Origin of the sequence: Shewanella japonica (assembly GCF_002075795.1) — a bacterium.
Taxonomy (GTDB): domain Bacteria; phylum Pseudomonadota; class Gammaproteobacteria; order Enterobacterales; family Shewanellaceae; genus Shewanella; species Shewanella japonica.
This window is the reverse complement of the sequence record NZ_CP020472.1, coordinates 1890132-1915768: the sequence shown is the minus strand read 5'-3', so window position 1 is coordinate 1915768 and position 25637 is coordinate 1890132. Positions and strand designations below refer to the sequence as shown.

The 25637-nt window shown below is 41.1% G+C and carries 19 protein-coding genes and 2 pseudogenes; 9 read left to right on the top strand and 12 right to left on the bottom strand.

The window, feature by feature from the left end:
• Positions 1-16: 16 nt before the first annotated feature.
• The 3 genes and pseudogenes from SJ2017_RS08210 to SJ2017_RS08200 all read right to left on the bottom strand — a co-directional run bounded on the left by SJ2017_RS08210 (position 17) and on the right by SJ2017_RS08200 (position 4258).
• Positions 17-895 carry a LysR family transcriptional regulator gene (locus SJ2017_RS08210; RefSeq protein ID WP_080917438.1) on the bottom strand — a complete coding sequence of 293 codons (879 nt, stop codon included), beginning with the start codon at positions 893-895 and terminating at the stop codon, positions 17-19.
• Positions 896-1016: 121 nt separating this feature from the next.
• A complete protein-coding gene (locus SJ2017_RS08205; protein WP_080915451.1) occupies positions 1017-3500 on the bottom strand; it encodes an ABC transporter permease in 2484 nt (827 codons plus the stop codon).
• A pseudogene (locus tag SJ2017_RS08200) lies at positions 3500-4258 on the bottom strand (ABC transporter ATP-binding protein). The gene SJ2017_RS08205 and the pseudogene SJ2017_RS08200 overlap by 1 nt, the downstream one beginning before the upstream one ends.
• Positions 4259-4325: 67 nt before the next feature.
• Between SJ2017_RS08200 and SJ2017_RS08195 the strand changes: the two are divergent.
• The 4 genes from SJ2017_RS08195 (at position 4326) to SJ2017_RS08180 (ending at position 10422) form a co-directional block, all read left to right on the top strand.
• Positions 4326-4889 carry an arylesterase gene (locus tag SJ2017_RS08195; RefSeq protein WP_244899805.1) on the top strand — a complete coding sequence of 188 codons (564 nt, stop codon included), beginning with the start codon at positions 4326-4328 and terminating at the stop codon, positions 4887-4889.
• Between the two features lie 185 nt (positions 4890-5074).
• The gene (locus tag SJ2017_RS08190) at positions 5075-6142 is read left to right on the top strand and encodes a DUF3083 family protein (protein ID WP_080915450.1); all 1068 of its coding nucleotides are present in this window, start codon (positions 5075-5077) and stop codon (positions 6140-6142) included.
• 283 nt (positions 6143-6425) lie between these two features.
• Positions 6426-9071: a parallel beta-helix domain-containing protein gene (locus tag SJ2017_RS08185; RefSeq protein WP_080915449.1), complete on the top strand. Its 2646-nt coding sequence runs from the start codon at positions 6426-6428 to the stop codon at positions 9069-9071.
• A 181-nt stretch (positions 9072-9252) separates the two neighbouring features.
• Entirely contained in the window at positions 9253-10422 is a 1170-nt protein-coding gene (locus SJ2017_RS08180) for an SO2930 family diheme c-type cytochrome (protein WP_244899788.1), read from the top strand.
• 7 nt (positions 10423-10429) lie between these two features.
• On the opposite strand, the gene SJ2017_RS08175 is transcribed toward SJ2017_RS08180, so the two are convergent.
• The 3 genes from SJ2017_RS08175 to SJ2017_RS08165 form a co-directional block, all read right to left on the bottom strand.
• Positions 10430-11455 carry an AraC family transcriptional regulator gene (locus SJ2017_RS08175; RefSeq protein ID WP_080915447.1) on the bottom strand — a complete coding sequence of 342 codons (1026 nt, stop codon included), beginning with the start codon at positions 11453-11455 and terminating at the stop codon, positions 10430-10432.
• An 11-nt stretch (positions 11456-11466) separates the two neighbouring features.
• Positions 11467-12480, bottom strand: a complete 1014-nt coding sequence (gene sohB, locus SJ2017_RS08170) for a protease SohB (RefSeq protein ID WP_080915446.1) — start codon at positions 12478-12480, stop codon at positions 11467-11469.
• Between the two features lie 120 nt (positions 12481-12600).
• The gene (locus SJ2017_RS08165) at positions 12601-15090 is read right to left on the bottom strand and encodes a VolA/Pla-1 family phospholipase (RefSeq protein WP_080915445.1); all 2490 of its coding nucleotides are present in this window, start codon (positions 15088-15090) and stop codon (positions 12601-12603) included.
• Positions 15091-15349: 259 nt separating this feature from the next.
• Here SJ2017_RS08165 and SJ2017_RS08160 point away from each other — a divergent pair, with 259 nt between their 5' ends.
• Positions 15350-16087 (top strand): YciK family oxidoreductase, encoded by a 738-nt coding sequence (locus SJ2017_RS08160; protein ID WP_080915444.1) that lies wholly within the window; start codon positions 15350-15352, stop codon positions 16085-16087.
• A 102-nt stretch (positions 16088-16189) separates the two neighbouring features.
• Here the strand turns inward: SJ2017_RS08160 and SJ2017_RS08155 are convergent, their stop codons facing one another.
• From SJ2017_RS08155 to pspA, 6 genes and pseudogenes are all read right to left on the bottom strand, one after another.
• The gene (locus tag SJ2017_RS08155) at positions 16190-16528 is read right to left on the bottom strand and encodes a ComEA family DNA-binding protein (RefSeq protein ID WP_055023857.1); all 339 of its coding nucleotides are present in this window, start codon (positions 16526-16528) and stop codon (positions 16190-16192) included.
• Between the two features lie 157 nt (positions 16529-16685).
• A pseudogene (locus SJ2017_RS08150) lies at positions 16686-17755 on the bottom strand (TIGR01620 family protein).
• A complete protein-coding gene (locus tag SJ2017_RS08145; RefSeq protein ID WP_080915443.1) occupies positions 17755-19197 on the bottom strand; it encodes a YcjX family GTP-binding protein in 1443 nt (480 codons plus the stop codon). The pseudogene SJ2017_RS08150 and the gene SJ2017_RS08145 overlap by 1 nt, the downstream one beginning before the upstream one ends.
• A gap of 211 nt (positions 19198-19408) precedes the next feature.
• The gene (pspC, locus tag SJ2017_RS08140; protein WP_055023860.1) at positions 19409-19804 is read right to left on the bottom strand and encodes an envelope stress response membrane protein PspC; all 396 of its coding nucleotides are present in this window, start codon (positions 19802-19804) and stop codon (positions 19409-19411) included.
• A complete protein-coding gene (gene pspB, locus SJ2017_RS08135) occupies positions 19791-20030 on the bottom strand; it encodes an envelope stress response membrane protein PspB (RefSeq protein WP_119968372.1) in 240 nt (79 codons plus the stop codon). The genes pspC and pspB overlap by 14 nt, the downstream gene beginning before the upstream one ends.
• A gap of 20 nt (positions 20031-20050) precedes the next feature.
• A complete protein-coding gene (gene pspA, locus SJ2017_RS08130) occupies positions 20051-20746 on the bottom strand; it encodes a phage shock protein PspA (protein WP_055023861.1) in 696 nt (231 codons plus the stop codon).
• Between the two features lie 178 nt (positions 20747-20924).
• Between pspA and pspF the strand changes: the two genes are divergently transcribed.
• From pspF to SJ2017_RS08110, 4 genes are all read left to right on the top strand, one after another.
• Positions 20925-22025, top strand: coding sequence for a phage shock protein operon transcriptional activator (gene pspF / locus SJ2017_RS08125; RefSeq protein ID WP_080915442.1), 1101 nt, complete (start codon positions 20925-20927; stop codon positions 22023-22025).
• A 71-nt stretch (positions 22026-22096) separates the two neighbouring features.
• Positions 22097-23725, top strand: coding sequence for an ABC transporter substrate-binding protein (locus SJ2017_RS08120; protein ID WP_080915441.1), 1629 nt, complete (start codon positions 22097-22099; stop codon positions 23723-23725).
• Entirely contained in the window at positions 23725-24753 is a 1029-nt protein-coding gene (locus SJ2017_RS08115) for an ABC transporter permease (RefSeq protein WP_080915440.1), read from the top strand. Before SJ2017_RS08120 ends, SJ2017_RS08115 begins: the two co-directional genes overlap by 1 nt.
• Positions 24743-25633 carry an ABC transporter permease subunit gene (locus tag SJ2017_RS08110; protein ID WP_055023865.1) on the top strand — a complete coding sequence of 297 codons (891 nt, stop codon included), beginning with the start codon at positions 24743-24745 and terminating at the stop codon, positions 25631-25633. The genes SJ2017_RS08115 and SJ2017_RS08110 overlap by 11 nt, the downstream gene beginning before the upstream one ends.
• Positions 25634-25637: the final 4 nt, after the last annotated feature.

Here is a 25637-nt window from a genome sequence, read left to right as displayed (position 1 = left end):
GTAAAACAGTTACGCTTTAACTTTTTACCAAGGTTTTAATTCTATTAATAAACCAGTCATACCTTTTGGGTTGTGGCCGGTGTTTTTTGCGGATCATAAATAAAGGCTCTTTTACGACCTTTGGCAAATTAGCCACGGTAATATTACCTTGCTCATAAACACTGTTTACTGCAAATTCAGGTAATACAGTAAATCCTAGCCCTTTTGTTATAGGCATCAATATTTGATTTAACTGATTAACGTAACTGGTTAACGGTATATCATCTGCTGAATAATCATCAAAATTACAGCTCATCACTTGCTGTAAGTAATGCTTAGCATCTGGATGTGAAACCAAGCCTAATGATAATAACGTCTCAAAAGATAAGTCATCGGCATCAACAGACTTAGGTAACACCATGAGCAACTTCTCAAACCCAACTGGCGTGACTTCAAGCTCTGGATTTGACACAAATTGAGTAACGATGCCAATTTCTATGTCGTTATTAAGCACTTGATCAACAATGCGTTTATTCGGCGCAGCTTCAATTGAAACATGTAGTTGAGGATGTAATAACTGGTAATCAATAAAGTCTGGATAAAGCCACATGGCTAGTGACCCTGAACAAGCAAACCTGCACTCCCCGATAAATGCTGAATCAAGCTGTATATCACTTAATAATTGCTCTTGTTGCTTTAATAGCTGTTCACCATATTTCTGCAACTGCATTCCGGCATCGGTGAGTTCGAAACGTTTACCAAAACGCTGGATCAACTGCGTATTAAGTTGATTTTCTAACTTCTGAATATGCTGACTAACACCAGGTTGAGTCATAAACAATTTTTCAGCAGTTTGTGTAAAGTGACCTGTTTCGGCTAACTTTAAAAACGTTGTTAACCATTTTTGATTTATCATGATGATTCCATTAAACATTACCGGCATTATCTATTGCCTTAAGCTATTAAGATACCATAATCAATAAAAAAGGAGAGCATCAGCTCTCCTTAAAATTAACGTGCATACAATAAAAGGGACATCAGCCCGCTTTTAGTAAATCACTGCACGAGCGATTCAATAGCTGCCTACAACGCCACATACCTAAAGTGGCAACCACAGCCGCACCGGATAAAGGTGCAATTGCCCACCAAGGCCAGTGCATGTATACAACTAATTCAAAGACTTGTGTTTTAAGCATATAAAGGGTGAATTCAGCAACAATCACCGCCAATATACCCGCTATTGCGCCCAATAAGGCAAACTCCAAACCGGTTGCAGAGCGCAGTAACCATCCAGATGCACCAAATGTTCTTAACACCGCCAATTCACGCTGTCTAGTGGCCATTCCCGCTTCAGTTTGCGCGATTAACACCAAGGCACTTGCCAATAATACTAACGCAAGCACTAAAGATAAGGATAGCGACACTTGCTCAATGATTTGACGTAACTGCCCCACCATAGCCCCGACATCAATCACTGATATCGTAGGGAATTGCTGGATTAATTGCAGCACAACCCCATTCGCCGTTAAATCACTGCCATTCGCTTGCAAATCTTCATCATTAAGATGGAAACTTGCCATAGAAGTATAAGAAAACGGCTCTAATGCTTTAGGCCTGAAAATCATAAAGAAATTTGGCTGTAAGGTTTCCCATTGCACTTGCCTAAAACTGGCAACCTTAACACTAAACTCTTGATTATCAATCGTATAAGTCATAGTGTCACCAAGGGATAAACCTAAGCGTTCAGCAACTTCGGCCTCAACTGACACCTCATCATCAGCTTGGTTAAACGTCCCTTCAATGATTTCATTATTAGGCGGAAGTGTTTCACGATACGTCAGGTTCAGTTCACGTGAAATCCCAACACGTCCTTCAACTCCGTCTTTCTCTTCTTGACGAGAAATCAGTTCCTCATCGTTGATATGGGTTAAACGGCCACGGATCACAGGATAGATATCAGTTGCATTAATATTGTGCGTTGTTAAAAAATCATCCAATGGTTTAGTGTCTTCAGGAGCAATATTGACCAAAAAGTAATTAGGTGCATTTTCAGGCAACTGCTTTTGCCATTCATTTAACAAATCTTGTCTGAGAGCCAAAATTGTTAATAACAAAACAAGCGCACTACTAAAACCGACTAACTGAACCGCATTTTGTCTTGCTCGACGTCTAAGACCTGCAAGTGCTAACTGAAATGGGTTGGTGGTTTTCATACCAACACTATGGCCTAAACGGATCATCACAAACCCAAGCACACTGAGTAACACACCTAAAAGTAATACCGCCAGCACTACGGTCATAGTTAACGCAATGCTTTTTGAATATAAGTATCCCAGTAAGGCCATCGCACCAAGGCTCAATAGCAAGTGGAGCCACATGCCAAACTGTAACCCTTCTAATTGACGCTGAAGCACCCGTAAAGGTGGAATGGCTAATAGTCGCATTAATGGGTAGGCAGAGAACATAAATGCGCTGATCAATCCGGTACTCACACCAAGTAACAAGGGTCTTGAATAGGGGGGAGAGTAAGCAGCAATTTCAGCAGGCAAGAATTGATTGATGGCTAAATCTAACATTACGCCGCCAATTAACCCTAATACGATCCCCACTACAGTAACCAGCAATAGATGAGCACCAAACAGCATTCGAATTTGCTTTGCAGATGCGCCAAACGTTTTTAGCATCGCAACAACGTCATAATGACGTTGGCAATAACGCTGTGCAGCAATACCAATAGCTGCACAGGCAAGCGCAATACCTAATAAACTCGCTAATAATAAAAATCGCTCAGCACGTTTAATGGCTGATGCAATAGGTGAATCCCCAGATTGCACATCAGTCCAGCGCTGACTGTTATTCAGTAGTGGTTTAGCTTGGGTTTCAAATTGGGTTAACGCCGCGGCCTCACCAGCAAATTGGTATACATAACTGACACGGCTACCAGGTTGAATAATACCAGTAGCTTCAACATCATCTAAACGCATTAACAGCACTGGTGAAGAGGCAAAGGGATTAAAGCCAGCATCGGGTAATCGGCTGATTTCGGCAGATAAATTAAGTTCAGTATTACCCAGCTCCAGTGTGGTCGGATAGCCCAATAAGCCACCTAATCTATTTTCATACCATGCTTCACCAGTCTTTGGCAGTCCTTGGGTAACGCCTGATGATAATTCTATTTCGCCACGCAATGGATACCCGTCACCCACCGCTTTAATTGTCACCAGTTGAAAATTATCACCCGAATACACCATCGAGTTGAATTTCATGTTTGTCACATGTTGAATATTCAGAGATTCAGCCATGTTGAGCACTTGCTCAGACAGAGGCACAGGAGAATCAATAATACGATCTGCAGCAATAAAATTAGCCGCTTCACCATTAATAGCGACTTGTAAACGCTCACTGACTCTTGCTAAACCGCTCACCGATAACACGGCCAAGGTTATAGCCAATACAATGAGTACTAGTTGCCCTTGCATCAATTCTCGTTTAAATAAGCGCCAAGCTAATTGTAATTCCATTAGCTAACCTCCTCAGAAATCTCGTCAGCATGATTAACATGGCTCCCAGAGGTACCTGACTCAGCATTTGGTTCTGATAAATGACCACTTTCCATCACTAATTGTCGCTTACAACGTTTGGCTAACTCCAAATCATGAGTCACTAATACCAGCGTGGTATCACTTTCTTGGTTTAAGGCAAATAACATGTCTGCGATTTTGTCGCCATTAGCACTATCCAGGTTTCCTGTCGGCTCATCTGCAAATAATACTTTGGGCTCACAAATAAACGCACGAGCGATCGCTACACGTTGCTGCTCACCGCCAGATAATTGTTTTGGTAAATGTGTCAAACGATGAGAAAGCCCGACCCGCTCGAGCATCTGCTCGGCTTTTTCACGAGCTTGAGCCACGCCAGCAAGTTCTGCTGGTAGCATGACATTTTCTAACGCTGTAAGCGTGTCGACTAACATAAAAGACTGGAAAATAAAGCTGACTTTTTGTTTTCTAAGTGCCGCTTTTTATTCTTCGTTTAATCCCGACAACGCCTGTCCATCAAGGAGTATTTCTCCAGATGTAGGTGTATCAAGCGCTGCAAGCAAACCTAATAAGGTTGATTTCCCTGAACCTGATGGGCCGAGAATCGCAATACTGTCACCTTGCTTGACATCCATATTAATGCCATTGAGGATAGTAAGCTCTCCCTCTTGGGTCACCACTGTTTTTTTGAGGTTAGTAACGTTAATGGCACTGGAATTATTTGCAAAAGTAGTCGACATACGATCCTTCTTATTTTTATCGGCTAAACGCCTGCGTTCTGCGGCGTTAATGGTTGTTGTTTCAACAATGTTTATTTCAACTTCTAGCTATGCTGCCACGATTTTAATCTTAGGTGATAGTCTAAGCGCAGGTTATGGCATGTCGGAAGAGCAAGGTTGGGTACAATTGTTACGTAATCAATACCCTGAACATGACATTATTAACGGCTCAGTTAGCGGAGAAACCACCGCAGGCGGTTTGCGTAGACTCCCAAGCTTACTGGACTCAAGCGCATTTGACCTTGTTGTCGTAGAGCTTGGAGGCAATGATGGCCTTCGAGGTTTCCCTCCAAATAAGCTGAAATCAAATCTTACAAAAATCATTGAGTTGTCTCAAGATAACGGGGCAAAGGTTTTATTAACAGAGATTATGGTGCCACCTAATTACGGTCCAAGATATACCAGCATGTTCAATGATGTCTATCACCAATTAGCTGATGAATTCGATATCGAATTAGTGCCTTTTTTCATGTTAGAAATAGCACCAAACCCTAACTTAATGCAACGTGATGGCATTCATCCAAATGTTGAAGCTCAACCTCGAATTACGCAATGGATGCAACCCTGGATCATTAATGCACTGAAAAAGTAACAAAGGTTAAAATATTTCATTCAAAATCACTTAAAAAGTCTAAAAAAGTAATTTTATTTTAAGCTTTAATGATTAAACTGGATGTTAAATGGATTTGTTTGAAACGTTATAAATACCAATGATGCAAAGCACTTACTTTGCTTGTCATCTAAATTGGTAACACCCTATGGCTAAAAGGAAACATTATGTCCGTCAGTCGTCAAAAGAAAGTGTATTTACCGACCGCCACCCGTAAAAATCAATATATTACTGTTGGCTTTACCCTAACTGATGAATTATTAGCGTCATATAGTGATTTAACTAATTGCTATCAAGAGTTTAGTAAATTGGTTTTTCAAGTCGCTGATAAATATGAACTGTTTAATGTTCATGTGGTTGCAAGCGATAAACTCCCTATGGTGCGTTTTCACAGTGAGGCTTATTGCTTAACAACAGAAGAGCAATTACGCTTTTTCTACAACCCTGCACATCATGAAGCAAATCGTCTTCATACTTTGCCTGGTTACCGAGCTAAAAAGCTAAAAGTGGTTTTTCTTGCAACAGGTACCGAATTACGAAGTCATTCAGCTGAGTTTCACGCTAAAGTTCAGCAGTTTTTAGCTGAGATCAAGCCACTATTACCAGTTCAAGGTGTACCAACAAAAATACGAGACCACCAGCACATCTCTTATGACTTTTTTGCCAAAGCAAAAGGCTTAAAAGAATCCTATGCTTACAAACTACGTGCTGTAGATAGTCGCTATAAACGCCGTGAGTGTAACCTACCTGAGTCGGTTAGTGCGCTTAACTACGTCACGGTCAGCTTACCAATGGGACGTCGAATCAAAAAGCAATTAGCAGCAGAAAATGCGACTAGCTTTGGTGAAAAATATCAACGTGTTGCTGACCACTTCATCAAAGCAACCAGCGAAAATAAATTAAACCGTGTTGCCATGGTCGCTAATGGTAAAGTGCCTCTCGTCAGAAACAGTAAATACGAGCAGCTAAACAGCACTGCAGAATTCCAAATGGTTGGCTTTGACCCAAGTAATGCAGCACCAGACCCTATTTGCCATTGGGATGACACTAAGCTTGCTGAAGCTATCCGCTTTGTTATTGTCGCAGCTAAAGAAGACCAAAAAGATGAAGGCTATGGCCGCTTTATGAATCAAGTTCAAGATGCGATTCGTCAGTTCACCAATCAATTTGATATGGATAAAGAACACATTGATGTGATTGTTCGCTTCCATCAGCATTTAAGTTATAAAGCGTAATATCGGCAACCTTAATTGCTGATTGCTTCTATCTAACTTAAAAGTAAGCTAATTAGTAGATTATTTAAAACGACAGCATTGGCTGTCGTTTTTGTTGAATAATCCATTTTCACAACAAGTCATTCATAGAACCAAAAAACATATGTTATAAAAATGTGGCCAGATCTCACATTGATTAACAAATAACAAACAAGGCATGTTGGAGTCATACGAATCTAATCGTATCCACTCCATCGGCGGAACAGATAGGAGTAGGAAGACATAATAAAAAGCAGGAGATGCTATGTTCAACAAGAAAATGCCTTGGCTGGTACCTACCCTTGTAGCAACAGCCGTTACGCTAAACCTAAGTGGTTGCGGTTCAGATGATGAACCAACCGTTACCGAAACCCCACCCGTAGTTCAGCCACCAGCAGAAACTGGCCCCACTTTCCCAGAAGGGGCAATAATGGTTGAAGCAGGTGATAATCTCACCATCAGTATTCAAGAAGCCTTAATTAATGCCCAGAGTAACGATGTCATTGTCCTTCCAAAAGGTAATTTTAAAATAGAATCAACATTATTGTTTGATGGTGATGTCGACGGCGATGGCAGTTTTGCTAAAAACATTACCATCATGGGCTATGGGCAAGACGAAACCGTTTTAGATTTTTCAGAAGCCAATTCGGGTGATGGCATATTCGTTCAAAATGCCATCAACATCATTATTCAAGACTTATCAGTAAATGAAGCAAAAAATAACGGTATTAAACTCAAAAATACCAACGGCATTATTTTACGTCGCCTTGCAACCGTATGGGAAGGTGAGTTAGATGAGGGAAATGGTGCTTATGGCCTTTACCCTGTAGAGTGTGAAAACATTTTAATCGAAGACACTTATGTACGAGGTAGTGCCGATGCCGGTATTTATGTCGGGCAATCACAGTACATCGTTGTCCGTCGAAACATAGCAAAAGAAAACGTTGCCGGTATTGAAATTGAAAACTCAAAATATGCTGATGTTTATGACAATGAAGCTATGGGCAACACAGGCGGTATTTTAGTATTTGACCTACCAATTAATAACCACCGCTATGGGTCAAGTGTTCGTATTTTTAACAACAAAGTATACGATAACAATACCTTAAACTTTGCTAATGCATCCTCTAATCCAGCTGGTGTTCATATCGTACCACCCGGCACAGGGGTGATTGTGTTGTCCACCGATGATGTCGAAATTTTCAATAACGAAATCACTAACCACGACACTGTTGGTCTCACCATTTCAAGCTTTTTCATTGCCGAGCCCGATATCAGTACCTTTGTCGGAAATTACGGTCAACCGGGCCAAGCCATTGATGATGGTTGGCGCCCTACTCCTCGAAATATTTCAATCCATGACAATGTCATCACAGATTATGGCCAAAAACCAAAAGGTTATTTAATTGAAGACATTATCAAAGCTTATGTACTAACCCATGGCGCATTACCGGGTATTTTATATGATGGTTTGGGTGAAATGTTGTCAAATAATGGCACCGCTGCATACCTAGGGCTACAAGAAACGCCATTCAACCCTGATGGAAGCGATAATGTCTGTGCCCAAAAAAATGGTGATGTAAGTTTAGGACGGTTATTTGCCAATAGTAATACAGACATGAACATCGCTGACGTCTTATATGAAAAAACACAAACTGACTTAATGAATTGTGCCCAAGTCAGCCTACCGGTTCACACTGTGACTTTCGGCGATGAAATATTTGGTTGTGGTGTGGATGATGATACTGAAGGCTGTGATGGCGGAAATCTTATCGGTGGAGGCGGCTCTATTGGCGAAGGTGAAGGTGGTCTTGAAGGCGATGGGGATCTGAGCCTATGTACTGCATCTGGTGATAACGTCAGCTGGGATGCTTTACTAAAAGCTAACTGCCCTAAGTTATCGGACTACAACTTATTTGCTGATATGACCAACCCAACAGCGTCGCCAAACTCGAACGGTTTACCGTACGATCTTAACACGCCTTTATTTACTGACCATGCCACTAAATATCGCTTTGTATATTTACCTGATGGCACCAAAGCCGATTACACAGAGAATGAGTCTTTAGACTTCCCTGTAGGGACAGTCATCAGTAAAACGTTTGCCTTACCGCAAAACACCAATAACCGCGGCTTTGCGAATGAAGATGTGATCGAAACCCGTTTGCTTATCCATCGCGAAACAGGTTGGAGCGCCCTACCTTATGCATGGAAAGCCGATAAATCTGATGCCATGTTGGCAAAAGCTGGTGCTATCCAAGGTAAGCAAGTCACGCATAATGGAGAAATGTTAAACTTTGATTATGTAGTACCAAGCATGAATCAATGTAAGCAATGCCACCAATTCAAACCAGATGCCGACAGTAATGCGGTATTCATGCCTATTGGTCCAAAAGCTCGTCACTTAAATCGTGATTATGCCTACAGTGATGGCGTCATGAACCAACTATCTAAATGGCAAGCAGCAGGAATATTGCAAGGGGTACCTAACTTAGCCGATGTAGATAAAGTTCCAGAATATCAAGATGGCGATGAATTAAATATTGCATCAATGTCAGATACTGAACTCATGGCAGCAGCTAAAGGTTACTTAGACATTAACTGTGCGCATTGTCATCGCCCCGAAGGTAATGCATCTAATACAGGTCTTAAATTAGAGTATTGGAGAAGTTATGACGATGACGCAGGTTTCTCGCACGGCACGTGTAAGTCTCCTGTTGCCTATGGCGGTGGCAGTTTAGGCTATGATGTTGTGCCAGGTAAGCCTGAAGAGAGTATCTTGCACTTCCGTATGGAGACCAATGACCCAGGTGATAGAATGCCAGAAATTGGTCGTAGCTTGTCCCATGATGAAGGTGTGGCACTTATTAGCGAATGGATCAAGCGACTACCTGCTGCGTCTTGTTCTTAGACTAGCAGTAATCTATAGAGGATGAGCGAGTTTCATCCTCTTCTTTTCATCCGCAATTTATTAACCCACTGCATTAAACCAGCAACATCCAATTCAAGCCACCGCTAACACTAGGATACTCTCGATGCCGCATTGTCCTTTATTCATTCAGAAAAAATTATTCATAAAGCTGTTAATCATAATGACCGCTTTCACATTAATTGCATGTGGCGGCTCAAACTCAAGTGACACAGATATCAGCTCAACAACCCCATCACTCCCAGATTCAACACCAACGACTCCCGCTCAACCAGATGATTCTGATGATGTGTGTTTGCAAACCAGTACTGAGGTCAATTGGGCGGCGTTAATGGCTAAAGACTGCCCTCAATTAAGTGATTACGGCTTGTTTACCGACCCCAGTATCCCCACTCAATCACCGACAGAACCTGGAATAGCATATCAATTATCAACGGAATTATTCTCCAATTATGCCAGTAAATACCGTTTCCTATTCTTACCTGACAACCAGCAATTAACTTACATGCCAGAGCAGGTTTTTGATTTGCCAATAGGCAGCGTGTTAGTTAAAACATTCGCTTTGCCTTTTGATACACAAGCAACAGGCGAAGATAACGAAAAGTTAATCGAAACAAGACTATTAATCCATCGAGAAACAGGCTGGACTGCCCTTGCTTACCAATGGCAGGCAGATGACAAAGCCGAATTAATAATTGCAGGTGCTAAAGTGGCACATACGCTTAATAATCAAGGCGAGTCCATTAGCTTTGACTACGCTATCCCCAGTAAAGTTGAGTGTAAAATTTGTCATCAAACAACACATTTGGACACCAGTATTATTCGTCCTATCGGTCTTAAAGCTCACTTACTCAACCGAGAAATAGCAACACAAACGGGTATACAAAATCAATTAATCTTATGGGTTGAAAAAGAGTTACTCAGCAGTATGCCGGCACTCGCCACAGTCGATAAGTCATACCCTTTGCATGATAGTTCCGCCTCTTTAACAAATCGTGCCAAAGGTTATTTAGATATCAATTGTGCTCATTGTCATCACGAGGGCGGCTTTGCCAGTATTTCTGGTTTAAGACTGAATTATAACGTCGACCATACCTCATTCGAATACGGTGTATGTAAGCAACCTCCAGGCTGGGATGGTGGGCCAAATGGTTTGGCTTACGATATTGTTCCCGGAAATGGAGAGCGCTCAATTGTTCATTATCGCCAGCGCTTAAATGCGCCAAAAGATAGGATGCCACCAATAGGGCGAGAAATCATTCATACCGAGGGAACAGAGTTAATCAAACGTTGGATAGACAGTATGTCACCGACCATTGGTCTTTGTGAGTAAAACGGGATTACTCCATGTGTAACTGGTTAAGCCTTAAAAAATGTCCAGGAGGATAACCTAACCAATGCTTAAAACTCTGCCTAAAATGACTAACATCGCCATAACCAAGGGTTTCAGCAATTTCTTCAATAGGCAGTTCATCAGCTAAAATAAGGTTAATTGCTGCTTGGCATCTCACTTGATCGACTAACTTTTGATATGTCGTGCCAGCAGCGGATAGCTTTCGCCTTAGGCTTCGATCACTCATATGCATGGTTGACGCAAAGGGTTCTAATTTGGGAGGGGTCGGCATACAAGTTCGTATATGAGTTAACACCTCGTCAATGAAAGAAATACCATCAGGTACCGCTATTTGAGAAAGTTGGTCAAATTGATAATCAAGCGGCGTTTTCAACACATCAAGATTGATCCCCCATTCAAAAAAATCACAATCAAACGTCATTTGGGCCCCAGTAATTTGGCTTAAAAAAACTGTGGCATGTGGCGAAGAGGCAAAATGAATTTCGTCAATATTTACTGACGCTTTAACGAGTTGCCTTGCAGCACCCAGTAACGCACATACGCTATGTTGAAACTGAAAAGAAAATTTATCTGCAGAGACTTTCCCCGTGTTAAGCCAGCGTACCCAAAGTGTTGAGTCTTCTACTCGTATAAGTGTATCGGAGAAACTGCCAGCAAGATCAGGGTTTTTAATGACAAACGTTAAGCATTCACCCAAGGTAGTGAACTGGTCAAAGAAAGGAAGTAATACATCGAGCGTTGAAACTTGGTAACTTGCCCCTAGTCTAGCGCCGATTTCATGATCTGGGCTTAAAGTGCGTAATTGCTCCATCGCAAACTCAACTTGCCATACATAAACAAACTGCATAGCGCTGAGTTCCGATGGCCCTAAGCCCAGTTGCTGGTATATTTCATTAGCAACACTCTCACCGAGGTGAGTTTCAATAAAGTTCAGTAAATTTCTCAATTCAAAAGCGGGATAACATTGGTCACCCACCATCATATTGGCTTTATATCCTGACTCTTGTTGCATTTATACCCTTGTTATTTAATTGTGCTTTCGCGTTCCATCAAACGATTAATAACACCATCAACCGATAATGACGCTCCATGTGCGATTTTATCAGCAAGCTTTTTCTTCATTTGATATTTAATTTTAATAACTTGATGCTCTTTAACTAAACTCAAAATAACGTCATCACTGGTAGAAATAGCATCAATTAACCCTAGCTCAATAGCTTGCTGACCATACCAATGCTCACCAGTTGCGACCTTAGCAATATCCATTTCGGGGCGATATTTGCTCACAAACTCTTTGAATAAAACATGGGTTTCTTCAAGCTCTTCTTGAAACTTCTCGCGACCCTCATCTGTATTCTCACCAAACACAGTTAATGTGCGTTTGAAGTCACCTGCTGTATGCTGCTCATAGTCGATATCATGTTTTTTAAGTAAACGACTAAAGTTGGGTAATTGCGCAACAACGCCAATAGAACCAACGATAGCAAAAGGAGCGGCATAAACTTTATCTGCGACACATGCCATCATGTAACCACCACTGGCAGCCACTTTATCAATACAAATTGTCAGTGGAATATTGGCTTGTTTTAATCTATCTAGCTGACTTGATGCCAACCCATAGCCATGGACCATGCCACCGCCACTTTCGACATTCACTAATACTTGGTCATCTTTTTCTGCTATGGTTAAAATCGCAGTGATTTCCTCACGTAAAGAAGCAACTTCCCCAGCATCAATGCTGCCTTTAAAGTCGATGACAAACACCTTTGACGGCGTTGTTTCATCTTTTTCAGCCGCTTTTTCGTCAGCTTTTAATTGCTTTTCGTAAGCCTTGTATTGTTTTTTAGAGAGCAGTTCTTCCTTTAACTCTTTTTCTAGCTGTTTAAGCTCATCAGTCATGTTCGTTAACTTAAGCTCACCTTTGTCTGCTTTTTGTTTCATGCTGCTAGCTAAAACAACAATGACAACTGCAAGGATGGCGACAACGATAGTGACGGCTTTAGCGAGAAACATGCCGTACTCAGATAAAAACTCCAAAATACACTCCATAAAGAAAAACGTTATTAGCGCTATCTTAGCAGGAACTTAAACCATGTTGACAATAAAAAACCCAGCTAGTGCTGGGTTTTTAATCAATTAACGATAAAATATCATTAATTAGCTACAAGGTACAAGCACATCAGGATTATCAACAAGAATCGTCGCAGCCCCTAAGCCTGCAGTCTTGGCAAAAGCAGCAACTTGAGATTGCATTTCAACTGTTGCTAGTGCAGCCATGCCATCAGTAACGCCATCAATTTCATCAGGGCTCACTAGCGAGCTGTGATGACCTTTAGCGAAACGAACAACACCAGAACCTGCATTAGTTGAACTGACACAACCTAGACCTAAACCAGAGATTAACGGCTCAGTACCTGATAATGGGAAACCTTCAACCATATTAGGTAATACTTGATCAGGTAAGTTACCCGCACCATCTCCTGCGACTTCAATAAGGTGCACAGGTAATTGTGTATCAGCAAGTGCTGCTGCATGGTTTAATGGGTCTGCTGAGTCAACCGCCGTTTGTACTGCGAAAGCGAATGTTGGAATGAAGGCAGAGTAAACGGCTTGAACTAGTGCTTCATACTCAGGTGTACCAGGCTCGTAGCCCGCTTCATTAGCTTCTTCAACTAACTCCATGAATGCTTCAGTACCTGTCACAGTATCAAATAATACTGGTCCAAAAGTAGCTGAACCAGCAAATGAACCTGCTAGACCACCTGCTGGTGCCACTAATGATGCCGCATTAATACCATAAGCATTAGGTAATTCAGCACCCGTTGTAGGGTCAACTAAACCAGTTGAAGCGTACGTTGATAACGTCGTACCTACAATGCCACCTAAGCTTAAGCCTTGAGCACTGATTTTACTGATATCAAATACTTGCTGACCACCCGCTTGAGCAATTTCTGTATACATACCTGTTAACAGTAGACGTAAACTTAAATGATCAAGGGTTGCTTGACGGAAGTTATCACGCACAGTAAGCGTACTCGCCACATTGACAAAAACTAATGGGTTACCGTTGGCATACTGAGGACCAAACAACTCGCTCGTTGCCGAGATGTCATAAACGCCATTACCTGTTGCATCGTATGAGCGATCGCCATGAAGTGGCATATCAATCGCAATCGTCGCAACACCAGCTGCAGCATAAGTACCAGCGTACGCTAATGCCATTTGCTTAGTTCCACCAAGACCATGTAAAGCCATAACCGTTGGCCAACCATTCGTCGGTGCAGCAAAAGGTAATCCAGCTTGTGCACTAAATGCCGCCAATTTAGCCGCATTTGGTAAGGTGATCTGAACTGTAACGTCTTCATAGCCCATTATCGCTGGGATAGGGTTAAACTTGGTTAAATGTTTAGTTGGATCGGCATCAGTACCGTCGTCTAACTTCCAAATTTTACCTGCCATAAGCGCAGGATTTTGCAGCGCAGCAGCTGGGTCAACGCCTTGAGCGACAGCTTGAGAACTAAAGTTAGCAACACTCATTGAGCCAGAATCAAGTGCTAATAATACTGAAACAGGACTATCACCATAAGCATGCCAACGACCATTTGGCGCTGTCGGTGCACCATCAACAATCGGAATTGTACAACTAGCAGAAGAACAATCACCGTAAATAGGCATACGAACTACTGCAGTATAAATTTCTGCTATGTCAGAAACGACATAAGCAAGGCCATCTTCAACCGTTAAACCTGCCGCTTGCGCCACAGTAACCACACCACCGATTCCGTTATCCATTGGCATTGGAGGCTGAACAAATGCAGGCTTGTATGGATCGCTTGAAGCCATTAACAATTTAGTTGTCTCGTAAACATCTGCAACAGACTGCGTAGTGAATAAACCTGAATAAGAAACAGTTTCAGCATCTACACCGTGTTCAGCAGCTAACCCTTTCTCGTAGCTATTCACTAAACCTTGAAGTAAAAGTTGCTCATCAGTTTCTAACGGCTTAGTGTCAATATCGAGTTTAAGTAATGTATAAGTACTCGATGGCTCAATAGAACGACCTGCAGAATCTTGAATAAGATCCGTCGTTGCATAAATATATGATTGATTAGGTTTTAAGGCTTTAAGCGGCACAATGGCAATTGTGTTACCTGAAGCTTGCGCGATGAAGTCAACGCCAAACTGAAGTTCTGCGCCAATCTTACATGCTGAAAGTGTTAACGCATCTGAACACTCTGGATCAGTTGATAATGCACCACCAACAGTTGCTTCAAATAGGCGCACAGCGCCAGCTTGGAAAACAGAAGCGGCATCGATTGTTAACATCTCACCTGAATTATCAGTCGCAAGATCAACTGTGATTGAAATTGGAGATGTTGTAGACCAACCATCTAATGCACCTAAGGCAAGAGTTGGGTCAACATAGTCAATACCGTCTTCACCAGGAATCGCTAACGTACCATCTGTTGTACCGTTAAATAAAAGGTCATTTGGTAATGGCACTTCACCTGCTGCAGGATCAAATACCATTTGCGAGAATGGAATGAGTGGCTCGACAGAATCTTTTGCTTCATTTGTACTATCTTCACTACAGCCGCTGAGCCCAAGAGCAGATGCAATAGCAACACCCAATATGAGTCTTTTCATCTTTTTTCCCCAAATCTTGTTGTAATAATTTTAATTTCCCCAAAAATTGGTCACAATAGCGTAAACACATGACCATAAGGACATATTTTTGTCCTTAACTCATCTCAAGTTAACGTAAAATTATTGAGTTAGCTACATATTTGTTACATGCGAAAGTGCTACACGTTAACATTTATCAGTCATTTGTTTAAAACGAACGTTTATCTTTTGTTCGAATCTAGATTTGACGTGCTTTTGCGGCCGAAGGAAAAATTGAACCATGTTGGAATATCAAGCTAAAAAAGATTTACTAAAAAATAAAACAATTCTTGTTACTGGCGCTGGTGCTGGGATAGGTCGTGTTGCAGCAATTAATTTTGCAAAACATGGTGCTACTGTCATATTACTAGGTAAAACAGTCAAAAAATTAGAAGCCGTTTATGATGAAATAGAACAAGCTGGTTATCCAAAACCTGCCATCGTCCCTTTAGACTTAAAAGGAGCCGCAGAGCAAAACTATAAAGATATGGCTGATACCATCGCTGAACAATTTGGTCACCTTGATGGCGTACTACATAATGCCAGCTTACTGGGCGCTTTAGGTCCGTTTGAGCACATTGACTTAGCGTCTCTTGAAGATGTGATGAAAATTAACGTTATATCTCAAGTAATTATGACTAAAGCATTACTGCCAATTATGCGCTCTGCCCCTTCTGCTTCATTGGTGTTTACTTCTAGTAGTGTTGGCCGTAAAGGGCGAGCTTATTGGGGGCCATATGCTTTTTCAAAATTTGCTACTGAAGGCATGATGGAAGTTTTAGCACATGAGTGTGAAGGCACCAATGTTCGTGTTAATAGTATTAACCCAGGTGCAACTCGCACAGAAATGAGAGCAAAAGCTTATCCTGGGGAAGATCCATTAACCTTAAAAACAGCTCAAGACATCATGCCAGTATATTTATATTTAATGGGCGATGATGCAAAGAATGTTAATGGTCAGCAGCTTAACGCTCAATAAGTCAGTCCTTTCAGCGACAACAAACAAATTAAATTGGTTATAAATTAGCGTTAAAAAAGGGAGCAAACGCTCCCTTTTACTTTTGTGCTTTTTTAAAGCGAGTTAAAAACTGATTTGTTTCGCATTTTGTTCCACCAGCTTGTCACCAATACCCGCTACTTGAGTCAATTGATTAAGATTACTGAACTTACCATTTTTAGCACGGTAATCGACAATGGCCTTTGCCTTAGATTCGCCAATCCCTTTCAACTGCTGTAATTCAGCCGCGCTGGCTTTATTAATATTAACCTTAGCCATTTTTGAGCTAGTCTGCTTAACAGTGTCATGTTGAGCGGCAACCTGTTTAGCAGTGCTATCCACTTGCTTTGCATGTAAGGGGGATTGGTACATCACAGAAAGTGCGCAGGCGCATACAACGCCCACTAAAAATGAGTGTTTCATGTTGAACTCCTTTAGTCCTATATTAAGTCGATCTGCTTCCTTAATTCCTTGATCGACACTGCAGCTACTTAAGTAACAACTAAATAACTGTCATAAAACTGTAGTCAAAAATCACAACAGGTCAAATTTCACCCAACTTAATCCTATTTTTGTACCGTTAACGTGGCTCTGATTCGACTTTGTCTTTCGAAGAGCTGAGAACCGAAGTCGAAAAACGCTTCAATTCACCCAGAAGCTGCTGATGTATCTGCCCAAGCTTAGGTCGGTTAGACTCTTTAAATTTAAGAGGACGACATAGATTCATCGCCTGATAGCCTAATCTAGCGGTTAGCAAGCCCCCCCTAAACCTTGTGCAAGTCTTGCTGAGAGTTTTCCGGTCATTTCAACGGATAGTAGCTGTGTACCTAAATCCGTTACGACTTCTGTTGTACCCGCATACACAATATTGACGATGATACTTCTGATAAGTTTTATTCTGCTCCAGTAGCCAAGTTCGATACCGTAAATATCTGCGATTGCATTAATCATTCGTTGATTACGCCACAATATAATTGCCATATCCAAAACGGCAAGTGGGCTTGCAGCTAGCAACAGTGCAGATTCAGCAGCAAAGCGGCTCACAACTTGTTTTGCTTGCTCATCACGCTCAATCACCACTAAGTCATCAAACAGCATGACCATTTCAGCGTCATTATGTTCCTGAGAATTTATCGCAAGGTATTGTTGCTTACCTTTAGAGTCAGGGTATTGCTGAATCAAGGGGTCGATGAACCCCTTAGCTTCACCTCTTTGCATACTTTGACCTAGGCGTTCACCGACTTCTTGAGCATCTGCAACCCCTCGCAGTGCTGTCAGTTTTCGCCATTCCGACAGCGTAATGCTCAGAGCCCACGCGCAAATAACGCCCGTAACAGACATATAAAACCCAAATAGCCATGGGCTTTGTGTAAGCGCATTATTCAAGCCTAAAATTGTTTGAACAATCACCATAGCTAACATGCCGACTAAAGAAAGCTTTGCAAGTAACGACCAGCGCTTGGGTGATGACTTAGCCTCAAGGATATCAATATCTTCTGCCAATTCCGTCAGTGCACTTTCACAAATAAACTCAACTTCTTCAAAGGATTGACTTGGCTTAACATCAGTTTGCCCTTCAACAGAATCAGTACTAAAAACCTGCTGTTTTTTTAATGGTGTGTTCGATTGCGTCTCGTTTGACTGGTTCATTATTGTAATTTGTCCCCAAGTAAAAACTGCAGCAAGTGATCTAAACGAATATGCTCAAAACGCGGGTCTGAGATTGATGACTGAGTAATTTTAGGTGGATTAAATGACACAAAGTTAAACCCTTGCTGGTGCCAAAAATTATCATCTGGTAGGGTTTGCGGCACTTCACCTGGGAATATTGTTAGCAGCTTATTGCCTTGATCCAATCCCCTAACCACTTCTTGCTCGCCACTTGCTGTTGTGACCATGCCATGTTGTGTGGCTTTAATTGCACTAATCGCCATAGTTTCGACTTCGCGGCCCTCATAATTGGCAAAATGTTGGCTGTGTTTTAATAAGTCACCCAATAAGTTAAGCACATGACCTTGTTGATCACGTGTCACTCTATCCACTTTACTCGCAGCAAATAATAACTTATCAATTTTAGGGGAAAACAACCGCTTCAGCAGGCTTGATTGACCAAAATGAAAGCTTTCAACAATACTATTTAGCGCATTGCCCATATCTTTAAATTGAGCTTTACCACTGTTTAAGCCATTAAAACAATCCACCAACACTAATTGACGATCGAAGCTGGCAAAATAATCACGATAAAATGGCTTTACAACAACGGATACATATTCTTGATATCGGTTTTTTAACACTTGGAAATAGCTGTTTTCCGGAGCAGATTCAAGTGTCGCTAATTGATCCGAGCTTAAATTAATCAATGGGAAAAATGCCAGCAGCGGAGTGTCAGCAAACTCACCTGGCAGTAACATACGGCCAGGCTGCGCAAGATAAAAACCATGTTGATGAACCAAATCAAGTAATAGTTTTTGATATAAATCAGAAATTTGCTTTAATTTATGCTCATCAGCTGTCTCGGTGAGCGCTAGAGCATTGAGCGCAACTTCAAAATCTACAAAATGTTCAGAATGTTGCAAACGACTCTTTACTTGAATTTGTGATTCTACCCATTGCGAATACGATTGCTTAAGCATAGGTAAATCGAGCAGCCACTCTCCAGGATAATCAACAATATCCACGTATAAGGTGGCGGTTTCGGTTAACTTAGCAAGTAACCCTTTTCTTGGGCGATATTTAATCGCTAACCTAAGCTCGGAGATATTTCTGGTTGATGCAGGCCACTGGGCTGGTGATTGCGTGAGCGCATTTATCGCTCCTTGATAATCAAAACTAGCAATCGCAAGATCAGGCTGCATTGCTCGCTTAATACCAATCAACCTATTTTCTCGAGACACTTGCCATAAAGGTAATGGGTTATTTTTAACATTACTGCCCGCATGCAACATTTGATTGACTAAGCCAGTAATAAACGCTGTTTTACCTGCACCAGATAATCCCGTAACAGCGAGACGAACATGCCTATCTGTGCTTCGGTGAACAATTTGCTGGGTCTTTTTAGAAATTTTACTGATAGAACGATCAATAAAGCTCATATTGTCTCTCAAAATTCAATGAAATAGCATTCATCAGCTGCAAGAAGTGGTTAAGAATTAATATAACATTAAGGTAAAAGCAGAAAAACTCAAGGGCGGTAAACCGCCCATTGGAATGATTAGTCGAGGCCAATAATGATGAACTTAATTACCAATATTTTAAAACACGCCTCACGACTAGATTAAACTAAAACAACATTGATACAGCAAACTACAAGTTATTGATTTCTCTTTTCAAATCAAAATTATCAGAAGTCACATGGCGTTCTAGTCGTTGCAGTCTTATTTCTAAAGCATAAAACTGACTATTCACTTCATGTAAAGCTCGTTTAGCGGGTTCTCCAGCCTGCCAAACCTTCTTTTTCACTCCAATATCCTTGTGGTTTTTCGCATGTGTTGTATCTTCTGGTTTAATGTCCAAAATCATCCATAGTGCTATGTATATGACGATTACCGGACCTCCGCCACCCAATAAGAATATTGAGATGGCCAACACACGCACTAACCAGGTTTCAAAGTTAAAGTAATCGGCAATCCCTGCACATACACCTGAAACCTTACCAGTTTTGGGAATACGGTATAAAGTACGACCGTTAGCTTTGCTCATCTTTTCCCCTCCATTCTGGTGCTTCTGTATCTAAAATAGCTTCCAATGTTTCGATTCGCTGGCCCATTTTATCTGCTTGAGCAATTAAATCATTTAGTTGAGTAAACTCCGCCTCAGTGAGCCCCTGGCTCACTTGTCGCTTACTGCGATAATGAAGAACCAACCAGATAGGTGCCACAATTACTAAAAAAATGATAATTGGGGCAATAAGAAGATCCATATCCATAACTCACCTCTGAAAAAAGTTTACTTGTCTGATTTAGTTTTTGATTTAGGCGCTGACTTTGCTTTAACTTTCGCTTTTAACGCTTCAAGCTCTTCATTAACAGAGTCTTCAGCTTCTAATGCTGCGAATTCATCAGCCAGATTACCTTTTTTACCTAGGTCATAAGCTTCTACTTGTGACTCTAAGCCTTCTACACGGCGCTCGTAGTTTTCAAACTTCGCCATCGCATCGTCAATTTTGCTCGAATCAAGCTGCTTTTTCACTTCTAGGCGTGAAGAGGCAGTTTGCTTGCGCATAATAATCGTTTTTTGACGTGCTCTTGCATCATTAAGCTTCTCTTGAAGTTGTTCAACTTCTTGCTTAAGACGGGCAATATGCTCTTCAACTACTTGAAGCTCCATTTCAAGTGTTTCTAGCATGGTCACTGTTTTTTGTTTCTCAACCAGTGCCGCTTTCGCAAGGTCTTCTCTATCTTTAGATAAAGCAAGTTCTGCTTTTGCTTGCCAGTCGATAACTTGTTCTTGTACTCGGCTAATACGGCGGAGTAATTCTTTCTTTTCTGCTAATACTTTTGCAGACGTTGAACGAACCTCTACCAGCGTGTCTTCCATTTCCTGAATAATCAGTCGTACCATTTTTTCTGGATCTTCTGCTTTATCTAATAAAGCGCTGATGTTTGAATTAATGATATCTGCAAAGCGTGAGAAGATTCCCATAATGTTTCCCTCAAATATTTTGTTAGTGTCGAAGTTTATTATTCACAACCTGTGCCAACTTCACAAAAACATTATATTTCAATGATATAACCAAAAAATTAACTTTTTCTTTATTTTAGTGCGTTAGCCAACTATTATGATTTTCACCACTTGTTAGCGTATTAGACTAAAAATTACAGTGACTAGACAATTTGAGCAAGACAATCTTATCGGACAATCTAATGCTTTGTTAGAAGTTTTAGAACACGTGTCTAAAGTTGCCCCACTTTCTAAACCCGTATTAATCATCGGTGAACGTGGTACAGGTAAAGAGTTAATTGCCGAGCGATTACATTACCTATCTGCGCGCTGGGATCAAGAGTTCATTAAACTAAACTGTTCTTCTTTAAGTGAATCTTTATTAGAAAGTGAGTTGTTTGGCCATGAATCTGGTGCTTTTACTGGGGCTAAGGGTAAACATGAAGGCCGATTTGAACGTGCGGATGATGGTACGTTATTTTTAGATGAGCTTGCTAATACCTCTGGTCTTATTCAAGAAAAACTATTACGTGTAATTGAGTATGGTGAATTTGAACGTGTTGGTGGCAGTAAAACGGTACAAACCAATGTTCGTTTAATTTGTGCTGCAAATGAAGATTTACCAACCTTGGCGGAAAATGGTGAGTTTCGCGCAGATTTACTCGATAGACTGGCGTTTGACGTCATTACCTTACCTCCGCTTCGCTGTCGTACAGAAGATATTATGCCGTTAGCGGAATATTTTGCTGTCAGTATGGCAAGACAACTAGATTTAGACTTTTTTGGTGGTTTTAGTCCTGTGGCTATTGAACAACTAATGAGTCACCGATGGCCAGGTAATATTCGCGAGCTTAAAAACGTGGTCGAGCGAAGCGTTTATCGTCGTGGCTCAGAAGGGGATGAAATTGACCACATTATTTTAGATCCATTTGCTTCCCCTTACCGCCCGACAAAACGTGTTAGAACACGAGAACGTCAGCTAGAACCTGTCGCTAAGCCAAATATGATTGATGATGCACCAACATCATCTGAACAAGATACTAATGTGGAGCCTAGTACTTCAAACAATAATGCTGCAAACAATAAAGTAACCTTCCCGATTAACTTTAAGGAACACACAGAAAACTACGAAGTTGAATTATTAAAAAGTGCTCTTTCTGAAAGCCAATTTAATCAAAAGAAAACTGCTGAGTTACTAGGCTTAAGCTATCATCAACTACGTGGGATATTAAAAAAATATAATCTGTTGGAGAAGGCTTAATATGATATTTGCTCCCAAGTTATTAACACTGCTAAAATAGACACTTATAGTCTAAATAAAATGATGAAAAAATGCGTGTAAATACAGAACGCTGGAATCCATTAGCATTTCTCTGTGTACTATCTTTTTTAGTCACAGCTTGTGGTGAGCTTAATGTTCCGTCAGGGATAGTTTATTGCTCAGAAGGAAATCCAGAAACATTTAACCCGCAACTAATTACATCAGGCACGACGATTGATGCAAGTTCACATCAGCTATATAACCGCCTAATTGAATACAACAATGACTCTTCTGATTACATCCCATCTCTTGCCACTGACTGGCGCGTATCCGAAGATGGTTTACGTTATCACTTCACTTTACGTGAAAACGTACAGTTTCAATATAATGAACTGTTTAACCCGTCTCGCAACATGAATGCGGATGATGTCATTTTCTCTTTTGAGCGAATCATCAATATTGAACATCCCTACCATCTCGTCAGTCGTACCGGTTATCCTTTTTTCCAAAGTATCGACTTTTCCACCTTAGTGACTGACATTGAAAAAGTGAATGACCATGAAGTCATCTTTCACCTTGCCTATAAAGATGCCTCTTTTTTATCTAATCTTGCCACGGACTTTGCCGTAATTTTATCTGCTGAATATGCTGAGCAACAACTCGAGGCTGGCACCCCTGAAAATCTAGATTATTTTGCCATTGGCACTGGGCCGTTTTATTTAGCTGAATACGTCAAAAACGATTACATTCGCTTTAAACGCAATCAGTATTACTGGGGAAAAAATGCAGAAATAGATTTACTTGTATTTGATATTACTCCTAAAAGCGAAGCAAGATTAGCCAAAATTATTACTCAAGACTGCCAAGTCTCAGCCCTGCCTAAAGCCAATGAACTTAAAGTCATAAGCAAACATAAGCACCTAGAGGTCAGTACAAAACCGGGGTTTAATGTTGCATTTTGGGCATTTAACACCCAAAAGCCTCCTTTAGATGATGTCAGAGTTCGCCAGGCTTTAGCCCATGCTGTAGATAAACAGAATATCCTTAATGTGGTGTACCATGACACAGCTGTTGCCGCGACAGGTATTTTACCACCAGCATCCTGGGCTTATTCAGAAATTGAAGATGCTAATGATTTTGACCCAGAAAAAGCCAAATATTTATTGGATGAAGCAGGAGTAACGGACTTAACATTTGATATTTGGGCGATGCCAGTGGTGCGGATTTACAATCCTAATGCACTAAAAACAGCCGAGTTGATTCAAGCAGACCTTGCCAATATCGGTGTTAAAGTCAATATTGTCAGCTATGACTGGAGTGTATTTACTCAGAAGTTAATTTCCAGTGATTATGATTCCGTACTGATTGGCTGGAATGCCGATAATACTGATCCAGATAACTTTTTTACTCCTCTATTAAGTTGCAGCGCATTAGAATCGAACAATAACCGTTCTCGCTGGTGTTCTGCAGAACTAGATAATATATTAGCCAAAGCAAAAGAAACACGTGTAATGTCAGAGCGTAAGCGGCTTTATAGACAAGCTGAGACGTTAATCACCAAGAATGTTCCTATGGTAAATCTTGCTCATGCACAGAAGCTACTGCTTAAGAATACCGACGTTGCGGTTAAAAATGTCAACCCATACGGCGGAATGTCTTTCTCCAATGTGCAATTAATTAATGAGGAGAAAACTCGCTAATGTGGCGCTACCTACTCCGACGAATTAATCTATTTTTTGCCACTTCATTAGTCATGATGGCAGTGCTATTTTTTGCCACAGGTATGTTCCCTGTAGACAAAAGTTATGCATTAACAGGTATTCAAACCCCGACTGCCGAGCAACAAATTCAGGCCACTGAAGATTATAATCTCGATGGTAACCAACTGAGTCAATTTATTGCTTACCTAAGTCAGCGCTTAAGTGGCAATTTCGGTATATCTATCAACTCTCAACAAAGTGTCGCAGACGAATTGAGTGCCGTTTTGCCCGCCTCGTTTGAGCTGTCTATGTTTGCTGGAGTCATTGCTATCTGCTTTGGCGTCCCTTTAGGGGTATTGGCATCTTTAAGTAAAAGTAAGTCGATTCAACGTAGTATTTTAGCCGTAACACTAACAGGCTATTCAATTCCTGTGTTCTGGTTAGGATTGACATTATCTCTATGGTTTGGGGTGCAGCTTGAGTGGTTACCCATTTCTGGGCAGATAAATTTATTATATGAAATAGAACCCGTTACTCGGATCATGTTGATTGATATTTTATTGTCAGAAGAAAGCTATCGTATGTCTGCTTTTAAAGATGCACTTTTACATATCATATTACCTGCAGTGACGTTAGCAGTCCTACCTTTTACTGTCGTCATTCGCATTACTCGCCAAGCAATGATGACTGTTATGACTCAAACGTATATCCGCGCAGCTGAGGCTCGTGGGTTAAATACTTACCGTATTTTAATTAAGCACGCCCTTCCCAATGCGCTTATTCCTGTTCTGAAAGCCTTTGGGTTAATGCTCGGTTCATTTGCCAGCTATGGTATCGTTGTTGAAGTTATATTCTCATGGCCTGGTGTAGGTTCTTGGCTTATCAATGGTATTTACCAGCGTGATTACACAGTGATACAAGCTGGGATTTTATCTGTTTCGTTATTGATTATCTTTTTAAGTATTATGATCGAACTTGTGCATACCTCTATTAACCCAATTAATAGGAAAGAAATGTATGCCAATTAATCACCTCTATAAAGAGGAACAGATCACTTCCCCCTTAAGGGAGTTATGGCGTTCATTCGCTAGTAACCCCTTTGCTGTTGCAGGTTTGTGGGCTGTTATTTTCTTATTGATACTCGTCGTCCTTGGCCCTTTGCTGGCTCCTTTTCAACCTGAGATGCAAAACCCAAATGCGATATTACTACCCCCGTCTTGGGATCCAACAGGCCATGTTTCCCATTTTCTCGGCACTGACGACTTAGGCAGAGACTTATTCAGCCGAATTTTACATGGCGTTCGACTGACTTTTGGTATGTCGCTTATCGTTGTCGTCTGCGCATTAGTCGTGGGTTTTATTATTGGCTCTTTGTCAGGCATGATGCGTGGATTAAAATCCAGTATCCTTGGCCATCTATTTGATGCACTACTGTCCATCCCATCACTCCTACTTGCTATCTTGGTGGTGGCAGTTACAGGCCCAGGGTTAAGCAATGTTTTTTGGGCTGTTGGCATCGCATTAACACCACAGTTTGTAAGAGCTATTCACCAAGCGGTTCATGAAGAACTGCAAAAAGAGTACGTCACTGCTGCAAGATTGGATGGTGCAAGTTCACTGCAAATTTTCTGGTATGTCATTATGCCCAATGTATGGGAAGTGGTAATCATACAAACCACCATTGCGATCTCGGTGGCGATTCTTGATATTGCTGCCTTAGGCTTTTTAAACCTTGGTGCACAAGCCCCAAGCTCTGAATGGGGCTCAATGATATTTCAAGGGTTAAGCAGTTTGCTCATTGCACCTTGGACAATCACCATTCCAGGCCTTGCCATTTTGTTTACCGTTTTATCCATCAACTTAGTGGGTGACGGACTACGCTCGGCACTAGCGCCGATAAGAAACTAAGCTT